Genomic DNA, 17,597 nt, shown 5'->3' with positions numbered 1-17,597 from the left:
GCTACTACACAGAATCTTTCAGGGGTAGCTGCAGGAACATATACNGTTACCATTACAGATAAAAATGGTTGTTCAAAAGCGTTAGCTCCTTTTACAATCAGTCAACCAACACCAATATCAAGTACAGGTGCAACAACAAACGTTACTTGTCATGGAACTGCAACAGGCGCTATTAATATTACAGCTGCAACAGGTGGTTTAGGGCCGTATACATACACTTGGAATACTGGTGCAACTACTCAAAATTTAATAAATATTGTAGCAGGAAGTTATAGTGTTGTTATAAAAGATGCGAGTGGATGTACATTATCCTTACCATTTGTAATTACAGAACCAAACGCGATACTTGCAACAGCAACTCCTTCTAATACTACCTGCAGCGGTACAGCAACCGGTTCGATCAACATCTCCAATCCAACCGGAGGAACTGCACCTTATACGTATGCATGGAGTAATGGAGCAACAACACAAAGCCTAACAAATGTAGTTGCAGGAATCTACACACTTACCATTACAGATTCCAAAGGATGTTCTCAGACATTCGGGCCCTATACAATTACAGAGCCTACGTCCATATCAAGTACGGGTACAACAGTAGATCCTTCATGTAACGGTTCTGCTTCCGGTTCTATTTCCCTGAGCACTCCTACGGGTGGTACAGCTCCTTATACATATGCATGGAGCAATGGTACTACAACTCAAAACCTGAGTAACATAATCGCCGGAACTTATACAGTAACTGTAACAGACAGTAAAGGCTGTTCAAACTCTACCCCGATTTCATTTACACTGGTTAATGGTGCACCTATTACAGGAACAGCATCTGCTGCACCAGCACTTATTTGTTCAGGACAAGGTACTACAATCTCTGCAGTGCTTAATCCAGCATATTCTCCCGCAGCAAATGCTTATTCGTTCAATGGTGGTGTAACGTTCCAGAATGCATCGTCCTTTCCTATTGCTCAAATAATTGCCGATACAACAATAAGTGTAGTTTTAAAAGATATAAACGGATGTTTAAGTAATCCTATACTGGTAACAATTTCTACCAACAATGTAAATGCAACATTAACTGAAACGAAAGCTATTTCCTGTTTTGGATCCAGTGATGGGGAAATAACATTAAATGTTACAGGCAGCTCTGTTGGTTATACGTATTCACTTAATGGCGGAGCGGCGCAACCTTCTAATGTATTTTCAGGCTTAGCAAAAGGTACTTATGTAGTTTTAGTAGATAATGGAACTACCTGCCAATCGAGCTATACAATTACACTTGCCGAACCTGCATTGCTCACAATCGGTATCAAACAAATTATCGATAACAACCCTTGTCAATTAACTAACAGCGGTTCAATTTCAGTTACAACAAATGGTGGAAATACAGGTAAATTATTTACGATCAATCCATCAGGCCTATCTCAAGCAGACAGTTTATTTACTAATCTGGCAGCAAATAGCTATACCATCACGGTAGCGGATTCTAAAGGTTGTTCAGTAAGTGTTAATGCAACGGTTTCTCAACCTAGTCCGATTGCTATTACATCATCAAACACTCCGATTGATTGTACAAATCCTCTTTCTGGAGCAATTGATGTAAGTGTATCAGGCGGCGTCGCACCATTTACTTATTTATGGTCTAACGGTAGTACCAATCAGGATCTGATCAATCTTACTGCAGGCACATACAAAATTATTGTAACAGATAGTAAAAGCTGTAAAGATTCATTAACCATTGTAATTAATAACGCTCCTGTTGTAACAGGTACAGCAACAGCAAGCCCTACAGTAGTTTGCTCCGGACAAAGCACGACTATTACTGCTTCTATAGATCCTGCATTTACACCTGCTGCAAATGCGTATTCATTTGATGGAGGTCTTACATTCCAGGCAAGTTCATCTTTAACAATATCCAGTATTTTAAGTGATACAACTATAAACGTACTCTTAAAAGATATTAATGGATGTACCAGCAATCCAATTACAGTTGCTGTAACAACCAGCAAGATCAATGTAACTATAAGTGAAAGTAAATCCATTACATGTACAGGTAATACCGATGGTGAATTAACAGTTGTTGGTGGTTTGACAGGATATACTTATTCTATAAACGGAGGTACATTCCAAACCTCTCCTGTCTTCTCTAACCTTTCTGCAGGAATCTATACAATTGTTATTAATGACGGATCAACTTGTAACTCAAGTTATGTAGCATCTTTAATTGATCCTGCTCCTATTACAATCGGAATAAAAACAATTGTGAATGTTTCGCCTTGTGCCGGTGGAAACAATGGCTCTATTGCCATAACTGCTAATGGAGGAAGTAAAGTATATAACTTTACATTAACACCATCCGGTTTGACTCAAACAGATAGTACGTTCAGCAATCTTGTTGTAGGAAATTACTCTATAAGCCTGACGGACGCCAATGGCTGTTCTGCTTCTACTACTGCATCCATTATACAACCTTCAGGTATTGACACATCTTTAATTGTTAAAACAATTGTTAACAATCCTTGTCCTGGAGATTTAAAAGGAAGTATTCGATTAAGCAATGTTACAGGAGGTGTGAGCCCGTATACATATACACTAAATGGAGTAACAAATACGACATCACAGTTTGATCAATTATTATCTGGCACTTATACAATGATTATTACAGATAACAATAATTGTATGACAAATTATTTATTTACAATAACAAATCCACCATCAATTGCCTACAGTGCTCCGACAACTCCATCTTCCTGTAATACATCAGATGGTACTATCGAATTTCTAAATGTAACGGGCGGTCAACCTCCTTATCAGTATAGTATCAATGCTGGTACTACTTACACATCTAATACGCTATTTACAGGTCTTGCTCCCGGAATATATGACGTCCGCGTAAGCGACGCCAATTGCTACTATGGTAAAGTTGTGTCTGTAACAACAAAACCAGCTCCGGTACCTTATATCAGAATAAACCAACCATTATGTAATGGAAGTGATAATGGCTTTATTGTTATTGATTCTGTTTCCGGCGGAATACCTTTGTTCCAATACAACTTCAATGGTATCAACGTAGGTTCTTCAACAGTGTATTCGAATTTAACAGCAGGACAATATCTGCTTAATATTACGGATCAAGCTTGTACTTACAGCATTGATAGTTTCTATGTTTACAACAAAACAACACTTAAATACGATACGCTTTCAGCAATAGCAATCCCAGTTGGAGAACCTGCTGTCATTACAGCACAAGTATTTTCTGAAAATGCAGATCGTTATGCAAGTTCAGGAACTGCAGGCATATACAACATTGCAGGAGGTACACCAGGCTACTTATGGAGTTCAGACAACACCTTATTTGAACCTGTTACAAGTGATACCGTTTTATTGAATGGTTTAGCAAAAGGCAATCACACGATCTTTGTTGTTGATACAAATGGCTGTCGCGCATCATTTGATATTACAATCTATGTTGACTTCTTCATTCCGAATCTGATCACACCAAATAAAGATGGTAAAAACGACCGTTTTGAAATTATGGCTTTACCTGTTGGTAGTGAATTATTAATTGTAAACAGATGGGGTAACAGAGTTTACCTAAGCAGCAATTATGATAACTCATGGGATGCAGATGAAGATAGTGATGGTGTATATTATTATGAGTTAAAACTTCCAAACGGAACGAAATATAAAGGCTGGATAGAAGTCACGCGATAAAGGAATATATAAAAGCAAAAAGGTCCCGTCATGCTAATTAGTGTGACGGGACCTTTTTGCTTTTATACAGATTATATATTTATTAAAAACTTCATGGTATCTACGCCATCCGCAAAATCAGATATTGATGGATGTTGCGCCTTTCCTATTCTAACCGTTGGAAATAAAGATGTTTCTTTAGAAGACACAATACATTGTAATTGATTTTCTAACTCAACAAGTTTTGATGCAAGTTCTTCTTTTGAACGATAGAATGAATACGTCAACGTTGCAATCTGCGAAAAAATACTATCTGATTCTTTTAGCAATACATAACCTGAATCAAAATGATGGACTTGATCGATCAATAAAACAGCTTTATTGTATTCATAATTGTTCATGTATTTATGATGATTCTGAAGTTTGTTGTATATCCCCTCCCACGCTCTTAACAGTGTAGTGGGTGAATATCCTTCAGGCAAATACAGGTGTGAAACATTTCTACATCCTAAACCAAAATAATTAAATACATCTTCACCCAACAAGATTAATTTTTCAGTATCCTCATCTCCATTGATTACAACAACAGACGTTCTGTTTTTACGAATAATGTTTGGTGTATTTCTGAAATAATACTCAAAGTGTTTTGCCGAGTTATCGCTTCCAGTTGCGATATAGGCATCCATATTTTTCAACTGATCAACAAAAAAGATTCGTTCTTGAAAAGATGAATTTATTTTAACTAAAACTTCTGTGATTTTTTTCAGAATAACAGAATCATCTGAACTCAGTTTTGCATATAAAATATTCCCCGACAACACTACACATAGCAGATCGTGAAAACCTACGGCAGGAATATTTCCGGCCATAATCACTCCGACTTTCTTCATTTGAGAAGAAATTGTGTAGCTCGAATAAAATTTTTCAAGAGCAACAGGCTCTATTAAATCAATAATTCCATCTATTGCAGATTTTACATTTTCAGCTGTAAACCAAGGATTATTTGCTTCTGCACGATAGATCCATTCATTTAATTCTTCAGAATGGATATTTTTCAGATAATCATGCAATGAAGCAAACGTCTGTAAATCTGTATGTAAACCTTTCATTCGTATTTTTTGTTGGTGTATTAAATGCAAATATAATTTGAACCTAAGGATTTTGTATCTAATTTTGTAAACCAATTACTAGAATAAAGAAATATGGCTATCATAATAACCGATGAATGCATTAATTGTGGTGCATGCGAACCTGAATGTCCGAATACAGCAATATATGAAGGTGGAGTTGAATGGAACTATGCAGCAGGTACTAGTTTGACTGAAATCCAAATGGAAGATGGCACATCTATTGATGCTAAAGATCCAATTGAACCGGTATCAAACGAGTTCTATTACATTGTTCCAAACAAGTGTACTGAATGCACCGGTTTTCATGAAGAACCGCAGTGTGCAGCCGTTTGTCCGGTTGATTGTTGTGTTGACGATCCGGATAATGTTGAAACTACAGAAGAATTAGCTGCTAAGAAAGCTTGGCTCCACGGAGAATAAGCTCATTATCAAGTATTAATCAATAATGTAAAAAAGGCGGCTATCAGTCGCCTTTTTTATTTTAAAAGGTATTACTATTTTAGGAGAAGAATTGAGATAATTTAAAAAACCACCATGAAAACAGTAGACAGTTTTAACTTTTCAGGTAAAAAAGCCCTGATACGCGTTGATTTTAACGTACCTCTTAACAAGAGTTTTGAAATTACAGATGATACTAGATTAAAAGCAGTACTTCCTACTGTTAATAAAGTATTAAAAGATGGTGGTTCAGCAATTTTGATGTCACACTTAGGTAGACCAAAAGGTGGACCGGAAGAAAAATATTCTTTAAAACACATACTTCCTTATTTGAACAAAATGTTTGGCCAGGAAGTATTGTTTGCAGCTGATTGTATTGGTGAAGATGCAAAAGCAAAAGCAGCAGCTTTAAAACCAGGACAAGTATTGTTACTTGAGAACTTACGTTTCTATCCTGAAGAAGAAAAAGGAGATGTTGAATTTGCTAAAAAACTTTCTGTATTGGGAGATGTTTGGGTGAACGATGCATTTGGTACAGCACACAGAGCACACGCTTCAACTGCAGTTATCGGACAATTCTTCAAAGATAAAGTTTGCGGTTATGTAATGCAGGCTGAACTTGACAATGCTAATAAATTATTAAAAAGCGGTCAGAAGCCAGTAACAGCTGTTATGGGTGGTTCTAAGATCTCTGACAAGATCATGGTTATTGAGAATTTATTAGACACTGTTGACAACCTGATCATTGGTGGTGGTATGTCTTATACATTCACAAAAGCATTAGGTGGCAAGATTGGTAAGTCAATCAACGAGCCGGATAAATTAGAACTTGCACTTTCTTTAATTGAAAAAGCAAAAGCAAAAAATGTTAAATTATATTTCCCTGTAGACAATGTGATAGCAGATGATTTCAGCAATGACGCAAATCGTCAAACTGTTGCAACAGGTCAAATTCCGGATGGCTGGGAAGGTTTAGATATCGGACCTGAAACAGTTAAAATATTCAGCGATGTAGTTGCAAACTCTAAAACTGTTTTATGGAACGGACCAATGGGCGTGTTTGAATTTGCAAACTTTGCTACAGGCACAATTGCTATTGCAAAAGCTGTTAAAGAAGCAACTCAAAAAGGTGCTTTCTCATTGATCGGTGGTGGTGATTCAGCTGCTGCGATCAACAACCTAGGTTTCGGCAACGATGTATCTTATGTATCTACAGGTGGTGGTGCATTGCTTGAATACTTCGAAGGCAAGACACTTCCGGGTGTTGCAGCATTAGAGCAATAGTTTCCAATTGCTAGGTACTAGTCTCTAGACAAAAGTATAGAGTACTTAGTACTCAAAAAGTAAAAGGGATTTAGATTGTTATCTAAATCCCTTTTTTATATAATTATTTATTAAGTTTTTGAATACTTTTCTTTTTGTACTAAGTACTCCGTACTCTATACTTTGTACTTTTCCTTCATCTGGCAACTAGTACCTAGTAACTGGTAACTATTCCGAGTCTTCAATATGAAATTTATGCAACAGTCTATGTAACGTAGGTGCAATAAAGACACCAATAGACGTTAAGAAAGCTACGCCGCTATAAATCGAATAGAATGAAGCGAAGAGCTTTGCTGCATTTGTTTTCATCGGATCTATCGGTCCCATGCCTGTTAAGATCATACTTGCATTTAATAACGAATCAATAAAGGGTAAACCTGCATAATAATGATAGCCCCATACTCCTAAACCAAGCGACAAGGCTAAGAAAGTAAAAGATATTGCAAACAAAACAAGTGTTCTTTTTAAATAGACACTCGTCGGGGCAAGCTGGGTTGTATTTTTAATATTATTGAACATAGATCAGGAAAGAAATTGTTTGATATTTGTTTGAATTCCTTTTAACAAAGTAAGGCGTGCCTGTCTGCTGGCCCAAGCAATATGAGGTGTTAAGATCAATTGTCCGTGATCCTGTAATTGCAGCAAAGGTGAATGCAATGGTAACGGTTCCTGTTCAAAGACATCCAAAGCTGCTGCATGAATCTGCTTTTCTTCTAAGGCATGAACCAGATCTGCTTCCACGACAATCCCTCCTCTTCCAACGTTTATCAGTATCGCATCGGATTTCATCATTGCAAGCTGCTTAGCGCTAATCAATTGATTCGTTTGAGGATTGAGTGGCGCATGTATGCTAACTACGTCAGACGTCTTTAAAAGAGCCTCTAACGAAACAGAAGAATAACCGGCATCCATATTCTTTCCACTGGTAGAATAATACTGCACCTGCATGTTAAAAGCCGTTGCAATCTTAGCAACCGCCTTGCCTATATCACCCATCCCTATGATACCAATTGTTTTGCCAGCAATTTCTTCTAAGCCCGGCCCAATATGCGTGAAGAGCTTTTGAGAAGAATACATTTCTTCTTTTACATAGGTATCATAAAAAGAAATACGATGTATAATTCAATAATAAAACCGAAGGTAAGCTGAGCAACGCTATTGGTTGAATATCCTTTCACATTCTTCACCGGAATATTTAATGCGGAAGCTTTATCCAGATCAATGTTATTTGTACCAGTAGCAGCCACACAGATCAGTTTAAGCTTCGGAAGTTGTTCCATCAATGCTGAATCAATCTTTACTTTATTGGTAATGATAATATCCGCAGACAAAGAACGTTCGAGTCGTTGCTCCGGACTAGTTTCAGGATATTGCGTATACGTTCCAAGTTCATTGAAACTTTCCAGCTCAGGCATGTCGCCTAACGTAAGGGCATCGAGGAAAACGATATTCATAATAAGTTTTACGTATTAAGTTTTAAGAAAAAGTAGCAGAAATATTTGTAGCATACCAAGAAGAAATTTTTTCTACTAACGTTCATTTTTTACTATATAGTTCTTAAGAATTGTTAGAATTTTATTCGCTTGATATAAATTAGCAATTTGAAGACCTGATCTTGGGTCCGCACCTGCTTCTAATAAAATACAAATAATTTCGATAGATTCCTCGCCATCTTTCCCTCCAGTATTATTATTACTTTGAACTGATATATCGATCGCATGCTCCAATGGAGTTAATCTACAACCTTCACCACAATACTCTACATTAGCTCCTTTTTGGAGTAATAATCTCACACATTCAATATTAAGATTTTCTATAGCTGAATGAAGTGGAGACCAATTCTTTCCAACATTATTTAAATCAATATTATTTTCCAATAGATTTTGTAATACATCTACTTTTCCTTCAAAAGCTGCAATACAAATTTCCTCGAGTCTTAATTTTTCTGATTTGTCATTTAACATTGAATAAAAATTAACGTTTATCTATAAGATTTTTTTTTGAATAACGACTGTGAATAACAACCTCATCACAGTACTTGCAATAGATTCCGAAAACTGATTACTTTTTTGCCCATAAATATCTTCCCGTATCATCGATCTTTACTTTCGCTGTATCCATCAATGTACGAATGATTTCAAGGACAATATTTTTATCAAGCCCTACAAATTCTTTTTCAAGATCTTCTATCGGGACATTTTTAGCTTGTAATGTCTGCTGCACAACCATCGCTGCATGATCATAATATTCTTTGTTGCGTGTATTACGTATGCAACGGTCACAGATTCCGCAAGGCTTTGCATCGTATTCACCAAAATATTCCAGTACATATTTTGCACGACATCCTTCGGTATGCAAAAAGCCTATGATATTTTCCGCACTTTCCTGATCGTGATCTTTACGATCCTCCAGCCATTGCAGATCCAGTTGCAATTTCAGAGCATCCTGTCGTGGTAATAAAAACGTCAATTGAGGAACATCGCTGGCATCAATAAAATCGATAATTCCTTGTTGTGCTAAGAACTGTATTTTACTTTTAATTTCTGATTCAGGTGTCAGTGTAGATTTGGCTAAACCCGAAAAAGAAAATTCTCTGTATGTTGTGTAAATTTCTCCTCCAAAGATCCGTAAGACCTGTTTGATGAATTCGTCGTGTTTAGGCATCTTTAAACGTGCGTCATACAGTTGATCGTGATCCACTATTACACGAAGCTTAGGTGCATTATAAAACGCTTCACTCAATTGAATGATCCCGTGCTGTTCCATTCGCTTCAACGAATAGAAAACTTCCAGTTTATTCAGATTATATTTTTTACAAAATTCATCCAGGTCAAACGGATAACTTTCCATGTAACCGCTTCCTACTGCAAGCTGATAATAGTTCGCAAGCCATTGATACATTTTGCGTATCACATCTGCAGAAGGATGTGCTACCGGAATTTTAGCCAGCAATTCCTCTTCATCTTTTTTTGTATGCAGCAATACCGCAAAAGCTTTATTCCCGTCGCGTCCTGCCCTACCTGCTTCCTGAAAGTATCCTTCCAGCGAATCCGGCACATCCATATGTACAACAAGCCGAACATCGGGTTTATCAACGCCCATACCAAACGCGTTCGTAGCAACCATTACGCGCACGGAGTTTTTCATAAACGCATCCTGTTTAACGCTGCGTTGCTTATGATCTAAGCCACCGTGATAAAATTCAGTTGGAATACGTTGACGATTTAAAAATTCTGCAATGCGCACCACACGTGCACGTGTATTCGCATATACAATACAAATACCCGGAGTCTTTTGCAGCATAGAAAGCAAACGCTTCTCTTTATTTTCTTCGTACAAACAGGAGTACGACAAATTCTTTCGTGTAAAACTTTGTGTAAAAACTTGCGGATCATTCAGTGCCAATTGCTCCATGATGTCACTCAACACCATTTCATTTGCCGTTGCTGTTAAAGCAATCATGGGTACATCAGGAAGCAATTCGCGTATGGATGCAATCTCTCTGTATGCCGGTCTGAAGTCGTGCCCCCACTCAGAGATGCAATGCGCTTCATCAATTGCAATACAACTGATGTTCATCTTCTGAACACGTTCTTTAAACAAGTCTGATTTTAAACGTTCAGGCGAAACGTACAACAATTTAGTGGAACCGTAAATACAATTATCCAGTGCGATATCAATTTCTGATTTACGCATGCCTGAATGAATCGCAGCAGCAGATACTCCCCGCTTGCGCAGCTGTTCTACCTGATCCTTCATCAATGCTATTAAAGGACTGATCACCAATGCCAGTCCGTCTTTTGCCAATGCCGGCACCTGATAACAAATGGATTTCCCGCCGCCAGTTGGCAACAGCGCAACAGTATCATTTCCTGCTAAAATAGAATTGATGATATCTTCCTGAAGCGGACGGAAAGCAGAATGCCCCCAATAGGTTTTGAGAATTTCATGTATAGAAGTACTCATACCTGATCCTATTGTTAAATGATTACACCGTCCTGCATCACCACTTTACGATCAGATAAGTCGGCCAGTTTTTCATTGTGTGTTACAATCACAAACGTTTGATTGTATTTTTGGCGAAGATCAAAAAATAATTGATGCAATTCTTCTGCGTTGTGCGTATCTAAATTACCACTTGGTTCATCGGCAAATACAATCAACGGATCATTAATCAATGAGCGCGCTACTGCTACACGCTGCTGCTCTCCGCCGGACAATTGATTTGGATAATGCGTGAACCGATGCGACAAACCTAAAAAACTTAATAATTCTTTTGCACGTGCTTCAGCTTCTTTTATATTTTTTTTACCAATCATTGCTGGTAACAATACATTTTCAACGGCTGTAAATTCAGGCAATAGATTGTGGAACTGGAAAATGAAACCAATATTCTGATTGCGGAATGTAGATAATGTTTTATCATTCATGGAAGAAATTTCCTCATCCTTGATCTTCACCCAACCTGCATCGGATTTATCCAGACTACCTAAGATATGCAACAAGGTACTTTTACCGGCTCCGGAAGCCCCAACAATAGAAACGACTTCTCCTTTTTGTACTGAAAAATCAATGCCTTTTAAAACATCTACTGTGCCGTATTTTTTGTGAATGTTCTCTGCCCTCAGAATTTCCTGCATAATCGTATGTATTGAATAGTTAAAGATAACAAAATAAAATGATGTAGGAATAGATTTATGGCGCAATCCAAGCCCTTTAAAACGGAATATTTCCATTTTAAGAGAATTGTAAGTACTTTAGAAATAACAACTAATTCACCAGACACATGTATCGTATTATAACCCTCGTCTTCTTGTTTCTGATTCAGCATACATTTTTACGTGCAGAAATATATCCTCGATACAATCATGCGGGTTATGCAGCCAAAGCAACCAAGTCATGTATGATTTTATCGGATGAAAATTTAAGCGGACAACAATGGTCTATAAAAAACGCAGGATCTGCAATTGTATTAAAAGGTATCTTTTCAATATCCATTAGCGGCATCAGTGAACATACACCGAAACCATTTAATTATGAAGTAGAATTTTCTTCATTGAAACAAGAAGGTGTTTATATTATATCTATTGGTTCGATTAAAGATTTTTCAATTGAAATTAAGAACAATCCTACTGGTTTTCTTATACCTGAAATGGTTGGCTTCTTAAAAAAACAGCGCAGTGGCCAACCTATATTACCTGATAATAAAATAGGGCATGATGGAGATAATAAATGTCGGGTTTACGAAAAGAAAAAAAGTACAAATACCAGTTGGGATACCGCTAAAACAGAACGTTATGTAGATATGCTTGGTGGATGGTATGACGCCGGCGATTATCTAAAATTCACCCAAACAACTGCATATACTACCTATTTTTTACTGCGCACGTATGAAGAATATCCCATACATACACATGCAGATGAGGACAAAAAAGCACTGTTGGATGAAGCACTTTGGGGACTGGCGTATTTATTAAAAACAATGCCCGATGATTCTACTTTCATCATTCAGGTTGGCAATGCAGCAGATCACAAGCAAAGTAAGCGCATGCCATACGATGATGCCTTAAATGGATCACGTCCTGCCTACTGTGATTTCAGTCCGACTCAAATGGGCTTAACTGCAGCAGCACTCGCCCTAGCAGCAAACATATTCGAATCAAATGCTTCTTTGAAAATAAAATCGAAGCCATATAGAGACAAGGCTATACAGATATATAAGAAAGCAATGGCTACCAATAAAGCACCTGCATGGTTTGAAGAAGGCTGGGAAAAATTTTATAGCGACGAATCCAGTTACGACAATATGGAACTTGCAGCCGTAGAAATTTACCGACTGACACAAGATGAGCTCTATTTAGACCAGGCGAAAATATATGCACAAAAGGCCGGACCCGCTTATTGGGTTTCATGGGGTAATCTAAATCTCACTGCACATTTACGATTATTGCAATATGCACCTTCCATTGTACAACCTTATATCACGACTGATTTAACTCATTTCAATAGTATTGCAACAAAGAACGGAAACATATGGAGACTGCCACATACATATACCTGGGCAACCTTATACAGCTTTATGGGTGTGGCCTCTTCAAGTATGGTTTATTCTAAATGGAATGGAGGAACGTCTCCTTATCAACGTATGGATACAGATGTATTGAACTACACACTGGGGCAAAACAATTGGGGAACATCACTGATCATTACCGATAAAATACCAGGCAGTGTGAAAAATATCTTCTCTCAAATGTATACGTTACATCCCGAATTATCTGCTAATGGAGCTATTGCTGAAGGTCCGGGTGATAAAAAAACACACGATGAATTGATGAAATACTTTAACATACCAAAAACAAATGCGTTTGAATCATTCAATACAACATCGGTAGTATTTTACGACTACAATTCAGATTTCCAGTGTATGGAAACAAGCATTGGCGGTATGGCCGATGGAATATATTTCTTTACTTTAGTAAACAACATGTACGGAAAATAAATCAAATCACTCCCATCTTCTTCATCAAAAAGGTAGCACTTTTATTCTTACAGATGCCTTCACGAAGTTTGTAATCAAAAACCAATTCATCGTTTGTAATTTCTACTTCAAAGCATTTATTGGATAATTGTTCGGGATATTGAAGCGTGGTATTGCATACCTCTAAATCGTGTGTTGCCACGATGCCTATGCCTCGTTTCGCAAGGATTTTTTTAATCACTTCAATAGTACCGCTGCGTTTATCATCTGAATTTGTTCCGCGTAAAATTTCATCCAACAATACAAAACACGTTTGCTGATCAAGCGCAGACATCAATTGTTTTAAACGCTTTACTTCTGCAAAGAAATACGATTCGCTATCCGACAAAGAATCCGACAAGCGCATAGAAACAATAACAGATAATGGATGTGTCGTTGCGGATGCTGCACATATAGGAGCACCTGCTCCGGTCAACACCATGTTGATGCCAAGTGTTCTCAGGAACGTACTTTTACCCGACATATTAGAACCTGTAAGTATTATAAAACTTCCATCATGGAAAGAAACATCGTTACAGATACGTTTCTTTTCGTCAATTAATGGATGCCCTGTTTCTTTCAGTTCTATTTTATGTTCTTCATTTAACTCAGGAAAAATAAAACCGGGATTGTTGTATGCATGATTGGCGTAGCTATTTAGCATTTCAATCTCAGCTATAACAGAGATCCATTGTACAACTTTGTCTGCATGTGCAGCTTTCCATTTTAACAAAGCATGTAAACCATGAATATGATACAGAAAAAACCCATTCATAAATACCGAACCAACTGCATTCTGAATTGTTTCAACCCGTGCAAATAATTTTGACAATATACTTAAGTGTTCGCTCGCAGATTTATCTGTGTGTATCAAGTTTTGCTTGAGATTTTTCAATTTAGAAGAATCGAATTCTTCCGTTTCGATTTTCTGCAAGATCAGACTGTATTGTTTTAACAGCGTTTCAATTTTGTCTGCATGTACCAATTCTGATTTAATTATTTTATGCTGAAAGCCAATGATCATAAGGTTTACAACAAATAAGGCTTCAACAATATTTAAATAAATTCCGGAGTCTGAAAAAGCTGATACAATAAGTAACGTAATCAATGCTACGGGCAGTACAAAAGAAGCGATCCGAATATACAGCGGCACGGTGGCAGCTTTTTCTGAAGTCCAACCAACTATGCTGTTATATACTTCTTTATTATCGTTCGCTATTTTTGCCCGTGCTAAAATTTCCAGTCTCCATTCAAGCTTACCTGACAGTTCTTTTATTGCTTCCTGATTGCGTTGAATTTCAGTATTTGGTAAAATATTTTGTAAAGATTCCGCTAGGTTTGTTTGTCCAAGATACGTTGCTGTTCTGTTCAGATGCTGAAACAAACTTTTGGTTCCGAATATATCTAAATCAAATGTATACGGATGACTGATGTCGTTGTATTCTATACCGCTTTTAAAAGGAAGTTCTTTATGCTCTACATACGCTATCTCCTCTAATAGAATTGTACTAAGCGTTTCTTTAAATAAAATTTCTGAGCTTTTTTTTCTATGCCAAACCAGTATAAATGGAAAAACAATAATTGACACGATGCCAATAGCAAAAGGAATAAATTCAAGACTCGTAATGAAAAAATAAAAACATACGAGTGCGATCAAAACAAGTGCAATACGGATCATGCTGATCCATGCATGAGTTTGTTTTAATGCCGATAACTCATTTGCATATTGATCTTTTAATCCTGTGTATTGGTGCATATATAAATTTTTCTTTATCGTAAAATTTCATTCTATCTAGAGCAGCACATTCCACTACACTATTCAACAAAAAATTTACGTTCATATATTTTTACACCCTTATGCAACATCTGAAAAGTCCACTGCCCTTTAACAATCTCGTATTTTTTATCAAAAGAATACGTCGAGAAAGACATCCGATTAACAGATTTTTTAAGGGTATAACGAATCTCTTTAAATTTTTGTCCCTCATTATTGATCATTTCTTGTGGAAAAATCCAGGCTTGTTCCACATCAATACTTTTATCATTGGCAGACTGAATTTCATATGTAACTCCAAATTGTTGTCCAAGTATCGCAGGAATTGTATCTGTTTGTTTAATTAATACAAATCCATCTGAAAATGCTTGTGTGCCTGTTGGTGCCTCTTTGTTTTTTTTCGTGAATACCTCTTCTGTTTCGCAAATTCCGTATCCGATTTCGACAAATTTCAAGTTAAGCTTTTGTGATTTATTTGTTGCTGAAGTTAAAACAATCACAAATACACCCAGGATCAATTTTTTCATAATAAAAGTTCTCTTTTGATATTTTAAAGATAGTTTTTATTTACGATACAACCGTATTCGTTCTTTCAAGAGGTCTACATCAAACTATTATTTCAGCTCCATTGAATTGCAATAAATCCATGTAAAATATCTGACTATCTATCATTTAAAATTCAACATACCTCCTCAAAAACAGCTTTTTACGGATTGAATGGATATTGCAGAAAAGGGATTTCCCCACAAGGCCGATTTAATTACCTGCCAGATTTGAATTTCCCCGCTAAAACGACTAGATTCGTGGATTGCCCTTGAATTAATTAAAATATAACCATTTTATATCTCACTGAAATATGAATATTCACGAGTATCAAGCGAAGGAAATTCTTAAGAAATACAACGTTAAGATCGGAGAAGGTATTTATGCCGATTCGCCTGAGTCTGCAGTAGAAGCAGCTAAAAAATTAAAAGAACAAACTGGAACAGACATCTTCGTTGTTAAAGCGCAGATACATGCTGGTGGTCGTGGTAAAGGTAAATTTGTAGGTACAGAGCACCGTGGCGTAATGATTGCTAAGTCGTATGATGAAGTAAAAGAAAAAGCTACACAGATGTTAGGCAATACGCTTGTTACAATCCAAACTGGTCCAGCTGGTAAAGTTGTAAATCGTTTGCTTGTTGCTGCTGATGTATATCAAAAAGGTGAATCAGAGCTTAAAGAATTATATTTATCTATCCTACTTGACCGTGGTACAGGCAGAGATGTGATCATTGCTTCTACTGAAGGTGGTATGGACATTGAAGAGGTTGCACACAGCACGCCTCATTTAATTACAAAAGAATTTATTGATCCGGCAGTTGGTCTTCAAGGTTTCCAAGCTCGTAAAATTGCATTTGGATTAAATCTTTCAGGTAAAGCATTTAAAGAAATGGTTACGTTTGTAACACGTTTGTATGCTGCTTACAAAGCAACAAATGCTGAAATGATTGAGATCAATCCAGTGTTAAAAAGTACAAGTGATGAGATCTTAGCAGTTGATGCTAAAGTATCTATCGACGATAACGCATTGTTCCGTCATCCTGACCTAGCGGCTTACCGCGATGTTACGGAGGAAGATCCGTTGGAAGTTGAAGCTGCGGAAAGTCACTTAAACTATGTAAAACTTGACGGTAACGTAGGTTGTATGGTTAACGGTGCTGGTCTTGCGATGGCTACGATGGATGTTATTAAATTAGCCGGTGGTGAGCCTGCTAACTTCCTTGACGTTGGAGGTGGAGCAAATGCGAAGACTGTTGAAGCTGGTTTCCGTATTATCTTAAAAGATCCAAATGTAAAAGCTATTTTGATCAACGTATTTGGTGGTATCGTTCGTTGCGACCGAGTTGCGAATGGCGTTGTTGAAGCTTACAAAAATATCGGCACAATCAATATTCCGATCATTGTTCGTTTACAAGGAACAAATGCGGAAGAAGGTGCTAAGATCATCAACGAATCTGGCTTAAAAGTTCGTTCAGCAGTTATCTTAAAAGACGCTGCTAAATTAGTAACAGAAGCGTTAGCGTAAGGTTTGTTTCTCTAATTGAAAGCGCCTGGTAGTGTAAACTGTCAGGCGCTTTTTTTATGTTCTAAGTAATAAGTATTATGTTTTAAGATGTTGAACTTTAGAATTTATATGCGTTATTTAGCTATTCTTAAAACTAGCTTTCTTATTACTTAAAACGTATTACATAAAACATTATGAATATAGGAGACCATGTACACATAGACGGCTACGAAGGTGTAGGCGAAATCATTGCGATCAAAGGCACCAATGCTGAAGTTGCGATGGGTATTCTGAAGATGAAAGTAAAGCTGGAGCAATTAAGTCCGGCGGGCGATGATGAATGGGAAGAAGATGAAGTGGAAGAAACGTCATACGAAGGTGTTGACACCAAAGCGAAGATGCAATCTTTCCAGTTTGAGTTAGACGTGCGTGGTAAGATGCGTGATGAACTTATCCATCTTCTTACTATCTGGGCAGACGATGCAATTCTGATTGGTGCTACAAAGGCTAAAATTATACATGGAAGAGGTAATGGTATTTTACGTGATACAGTCCGCTCCTTTCTGAAGAAATATAAAGAAGTTGAAAAACTGGAGAACGAAGAAGGCGGCTGGGGCGATGGAGTTACGCTGGTAACGTTTGTTAGTTAGTTAGTAGGTTCTAGTTGCTAGGTACTAGACT

General features: G+C 37.1%; 15 protein-coding genes. 6 read left to right on the top strand and 9 right to left on the bottom strand.

All coding sequences use genetic code 11. The features are described 5' to 3' along the window. Window positions 1–51: 51 nt before the first annotated feature. Window positions 52–3,708 carry a T9SS type B sorting domain-containing protein gene (locus tag A3EE_RS0112650; RefSeq protein WP_425386829.1) on the top strand — a complete coding sequence of 1,219 codons (3,657 nt, stop codon included), beginning with the start codon at window positions 52–54 and terminating at the stop codon, window positions 3,706–3,708. Window positions 3,709–3,779: 71 nt separating this feature from the next. On the opposite strand, the gene A3EE_RS0112645 is transcribed toward A3EE_RS0112650, so the two are convergent. Further along, on the bottom strand, window positions 3,780–4,796 hold the full coding sequence (locus tag A3EE_RS0112645; RefSeq protein ID WP_018343821.1) for an acyl-CoA reductase: 1,017 nt from the start codon (window positions 4,794–4,796) through the stop codon (window positions 3,780–3,782). A gap of 93 nt (window positions 4,797–4,889) precedes the next feature. On the opposite strand from A3EE_RS0112645, the gene A3EE_RS0112640 reads away from it, so the two are divergent. Both A3EE_RS0112640 and A3EE_RS0112635 read left to right on the top strand, forming a co-directional pair. Then, a complete protein-coding gene (locus A3EE_RS0112640) occupies window positions 4,890–5,237 on the top strand; it encodes a 4Fe-4S binding protein (RefSeq protein ID WP_018343820.1) in 348 nt (115 codons plus the stop codon). A gap of 114 nt (window positions 5,238–5,351) precedes the next feature. Next, on the top strand, window positions 5,352–6,539 hold the full coding sequence (locus A3EE_RS0112635) for a phosphoglycerate kinase (protein ID WP_018343819.1): 1,188 nt from the start codon (window positions 5,352–5,354) through the stop codon (window positions 6,537–6,539). 207 nt (window positions 6,540–6,746) lie between these two features. Here A3EE_RS0112635 and A3EE_RS0112630 read toward each other — a convergent pair whose 3' ends face one another. From A3EE_RS0112630 to A3EE_RS0112610, 6 genes are all read right to left on the bottom strand, one after another. Next, window positions 6,747–7,028 carry a hypothetical protein gene (locus tag A3EE_RS0112630; RefSeq protein ID WP_245553842.1) on the bottom strand — a complete coding sequence of 94 codons (282 nt, stop codon included), beginning with the start codon at window positions 7,026–7,028 and terminating at the stop codon, window positions 6,747–6,749. 72 nt (window positions 7,029–7,100) lie between these two features. Next, window positions 7,101–7,655, bottom strand: a complete 555-nt coding sequence (locus A3EE_RS22125; RefSeq protein ID WP_018343817.1) for an NAD(P)-dependent oxidoreductase — start codon at window positions 7,653–7,655, stop codon at window positions 7,101–7,103. Window positions 7,656–7,663: 8 nt separating this feature from the next. After that, window positions 7,664–8,032, bottom strand: a complete 369-nt coding sequence (locus tag A3EE_RS22120) for a hypothetical protein (protein ID WP_245553841.1) — start codon at window positions 8,030–8,032, stop codon at window positions 7,664–7,666. A 75-nt stretch (window positions 8,033–8,107) separates the two neighbouring features. Continuing rightward, on the bottom strand, window positions 8,108–8,542 hold the full coding sequence (locus A3EE_RS0112620; protein ID WP_018343816.1) for an ankyrin repeat domain-containing protein: 435 nt from the start codon (window positions 8,540–8,542) through the stop codon (window positions 8,108–8,110). Between the two features lie 97 nt (window positions 8,543–8,639). Further along, a complete protein-coding gene (locus tag A3EE_RS0112615) occupies window positions 8,640–10,544 on the bottom strand; it encodes a RecQ family ATP-dependent DNA helicase (RefSeq protein ID WP_018343815.1) in 1,905 nt (634 codons plus the stop codon). A gap of 14 nt (window positions 10,545–10,558) precedes the next feature. Beyond that, window positions 10,559–11,314: an ABC transporter ATP-binding protein gene (locus tag A3EE_RS0112610; RefSeq protein ID WP_018343814.1), complete on the bottom strand. Its 756-nt coding sequence runs from the start codon at window positions 11,312–11,314 to the stop codon at window positions 10,559–10,561. A 50-nt stretch (window positions 11,315–11,364) separates the two neighbouring features. On the opposite strand from A3EE_RS0112610, the gene A3EE_RS0112605 reads away from it, so the two are divergent. Beyond that, the gene (locus A3EE_RS0112605) at window positions 11,365–13,077 is read left to right on the top strand and encodes a glycoside hydrolase family 9 protein (protein ID WP_033417894.1); all 1,713 of its coding nucleotides are present in this window, start codon (window positions 11,365–11,367) and stop codon (window positions 13,075–13,077) included. Window position 13,078: 1 nt separating this feature from the next. Here the strand turns inward: A3EE_RS0112605 and A3EE_RS0112600 are convergent, their stop codons facing one another. Both A3EE_RS0112600 and A3EE_RS0112595 read right to left on the bottom strand, forming a co-directional pair. Then, the gene (locus A3EE_RS0112600) at window positions 13,079–14,851 is read right to left on the bottom strand and encodes a MutS-related protein (RefSeq protein ID WP_018343812.1); all 1,773 of its coding nucleotides are present in this window, start codon (window positions 14,849–14,851) and stop codon (window positions 13,079–13,081) included. Window positions 14,852–14,910: 59 nt separating this feature from the next. Beyond that, window positions 14,911–15,396, bottom strand: a complete 486-nt coding sequence (locus A3EE_RS0112595) for a DUF3859 domain-containing protein (RefSeq protein ID WP_018343811.1) — start codon at window positions 15,394–15,396, stop codon at window positions 14,911–14,913. Between the two features lie 329 nt (window positions 15,397–15,725). On the opposite strand from A3EE_RS0112595, the gene sucC reads away from it, so the two are divergent. Beyond that, window positions 15,726–16,937 carry an ADP-forming succinate--CoA ligase subunit beta gene (sucC, locus tag A3EE_RS0112590; RefSeq protein WP_018343810.1) on the top strand — a complete coding sequence of 404 codons (1,212 nt, stop codon included), beginning with the start codon at window positions 15,726–15,728 and terminating at the stop codon, window positions 16,935–16,937. Between the two features lie 173 nt (window positions 16,938–17,110). Then, window positions 17,111–17,566, top strand: coding sequence for a Smr/MutS family protein (locus tag A3EE_RS0112585; protein WP_018343809.1), 456 nt, complete (start codon window positions 17,111–17,113; stop codon window positions 17,564–17,566). The last annotated feature ends 31 nt before the right edge of the window (window positions 17,567–17,597 follow it).

The organism is Cytophaga aurantiaca DSM 3654 (assembly GCF_000379725.1).
Classification (GTDB): Bacteria; Bacteroidota; Bacteroidia; order Cytophagales; family Cytophagaceae; genus Cytophaga; species Cytophaga aurantiaca.
The sequence above is the reverse complement of the archived record's forward strand: the minus strand, read 5'-3'. Positions and strand labels throughout refer to the sequence as shown.

Bases quoted from the DNA above. Each gene is read 5' to 3' on its own strand.
- A3EE_RS0112645 (WP_018343821.1), bottom strand. From the start codon at position 4,796: ATGAAAGGTTTACATACAGATTTACAGACGTTTGCTTCATTGCATGAT.
- A3EE_RS0112640 (WP_018343820.1), top strand. From the start codon at position 4,890: ATGGCTATCATAATAACCGATGAATGCATTAATTGTGGTGCATGCGAA.
- A3EE_RS0112635 (WP_018343819.1), top strand. From the start codon at position 5,352: ATGAAAACAGTAGACAGTTTTAACTTTTCAGGTAAAAAAGCCCTGATA.
- A3EE_RS22125 (WP_018343817.1), bottom strand. From the start codon at position 7,655: ATGTATTCTTCTCAAAAGCTCTTCACGCATATTGGGCCGGGCTTAGAA.
- A3EE_RS22120 (WP_245553841.1), bottom strand. From the start codon at position 8,032: ATGAATATCGTTTTCCTCGATGCCCTTACGTTAGGCGACATGCCTGAG.
- A3EE_RS0112620 (WP_018343816.1), bottom strand. From the start codon at position 8,542: ATGTTAAATGACAAATCAGAAAAATTAAGACTCGAGGAAATTTGTATT.
- A3EE_RS0112615 (WP_018343815.1), bottom strand. From the start codon at position 10,544: ATGAGTACTTCTATACATGAAATTCTCAAAACCTATTGGGGGCATTCT.
- A3EE_RS0112610 (WP_018343814.1), bottom strand. From the start codon at position 11,314: ATGGAAATATTCCGTTTTAAAGGGCTTGGATTGCGCCATAAATCTATT.
- A3EE_RS0112605 (WP_033417894.1), top strand. From the start codon at position 11,365: ATGTATCGTATTATAACCCTCGTCTTCTTGTTTCTGATTCAGCATACA.
- A3EE_RS0112600 (WP_018343812.1), bottom strand. From the start codon at position 14,851: ATGCACCAATACACAGGATTAAAAGATCAATATGCAAATGAGTTATCG.
- A3EE_RS0112595 (WP_018343811.1), bottom strand. From the start codon at position 15,396: ATGAAAAAATTGATCCTGGGTGTATTTGTGATTGTTTTAACTTCAGCA.
- sucC (WP_018343810.1), top strand. From the start codon at position 15,726: ATGAATATTCACGAGTATCAAGCGAAGGAAATTCTTAAGAAATACAAC.
- A3EE_RS0112585 (WP_018343809.1), top strand. From the start codon at position 17,111: ATGAATATAGGAGACCATGTACACATAGACGGCTACGAAGGTGTAGGC.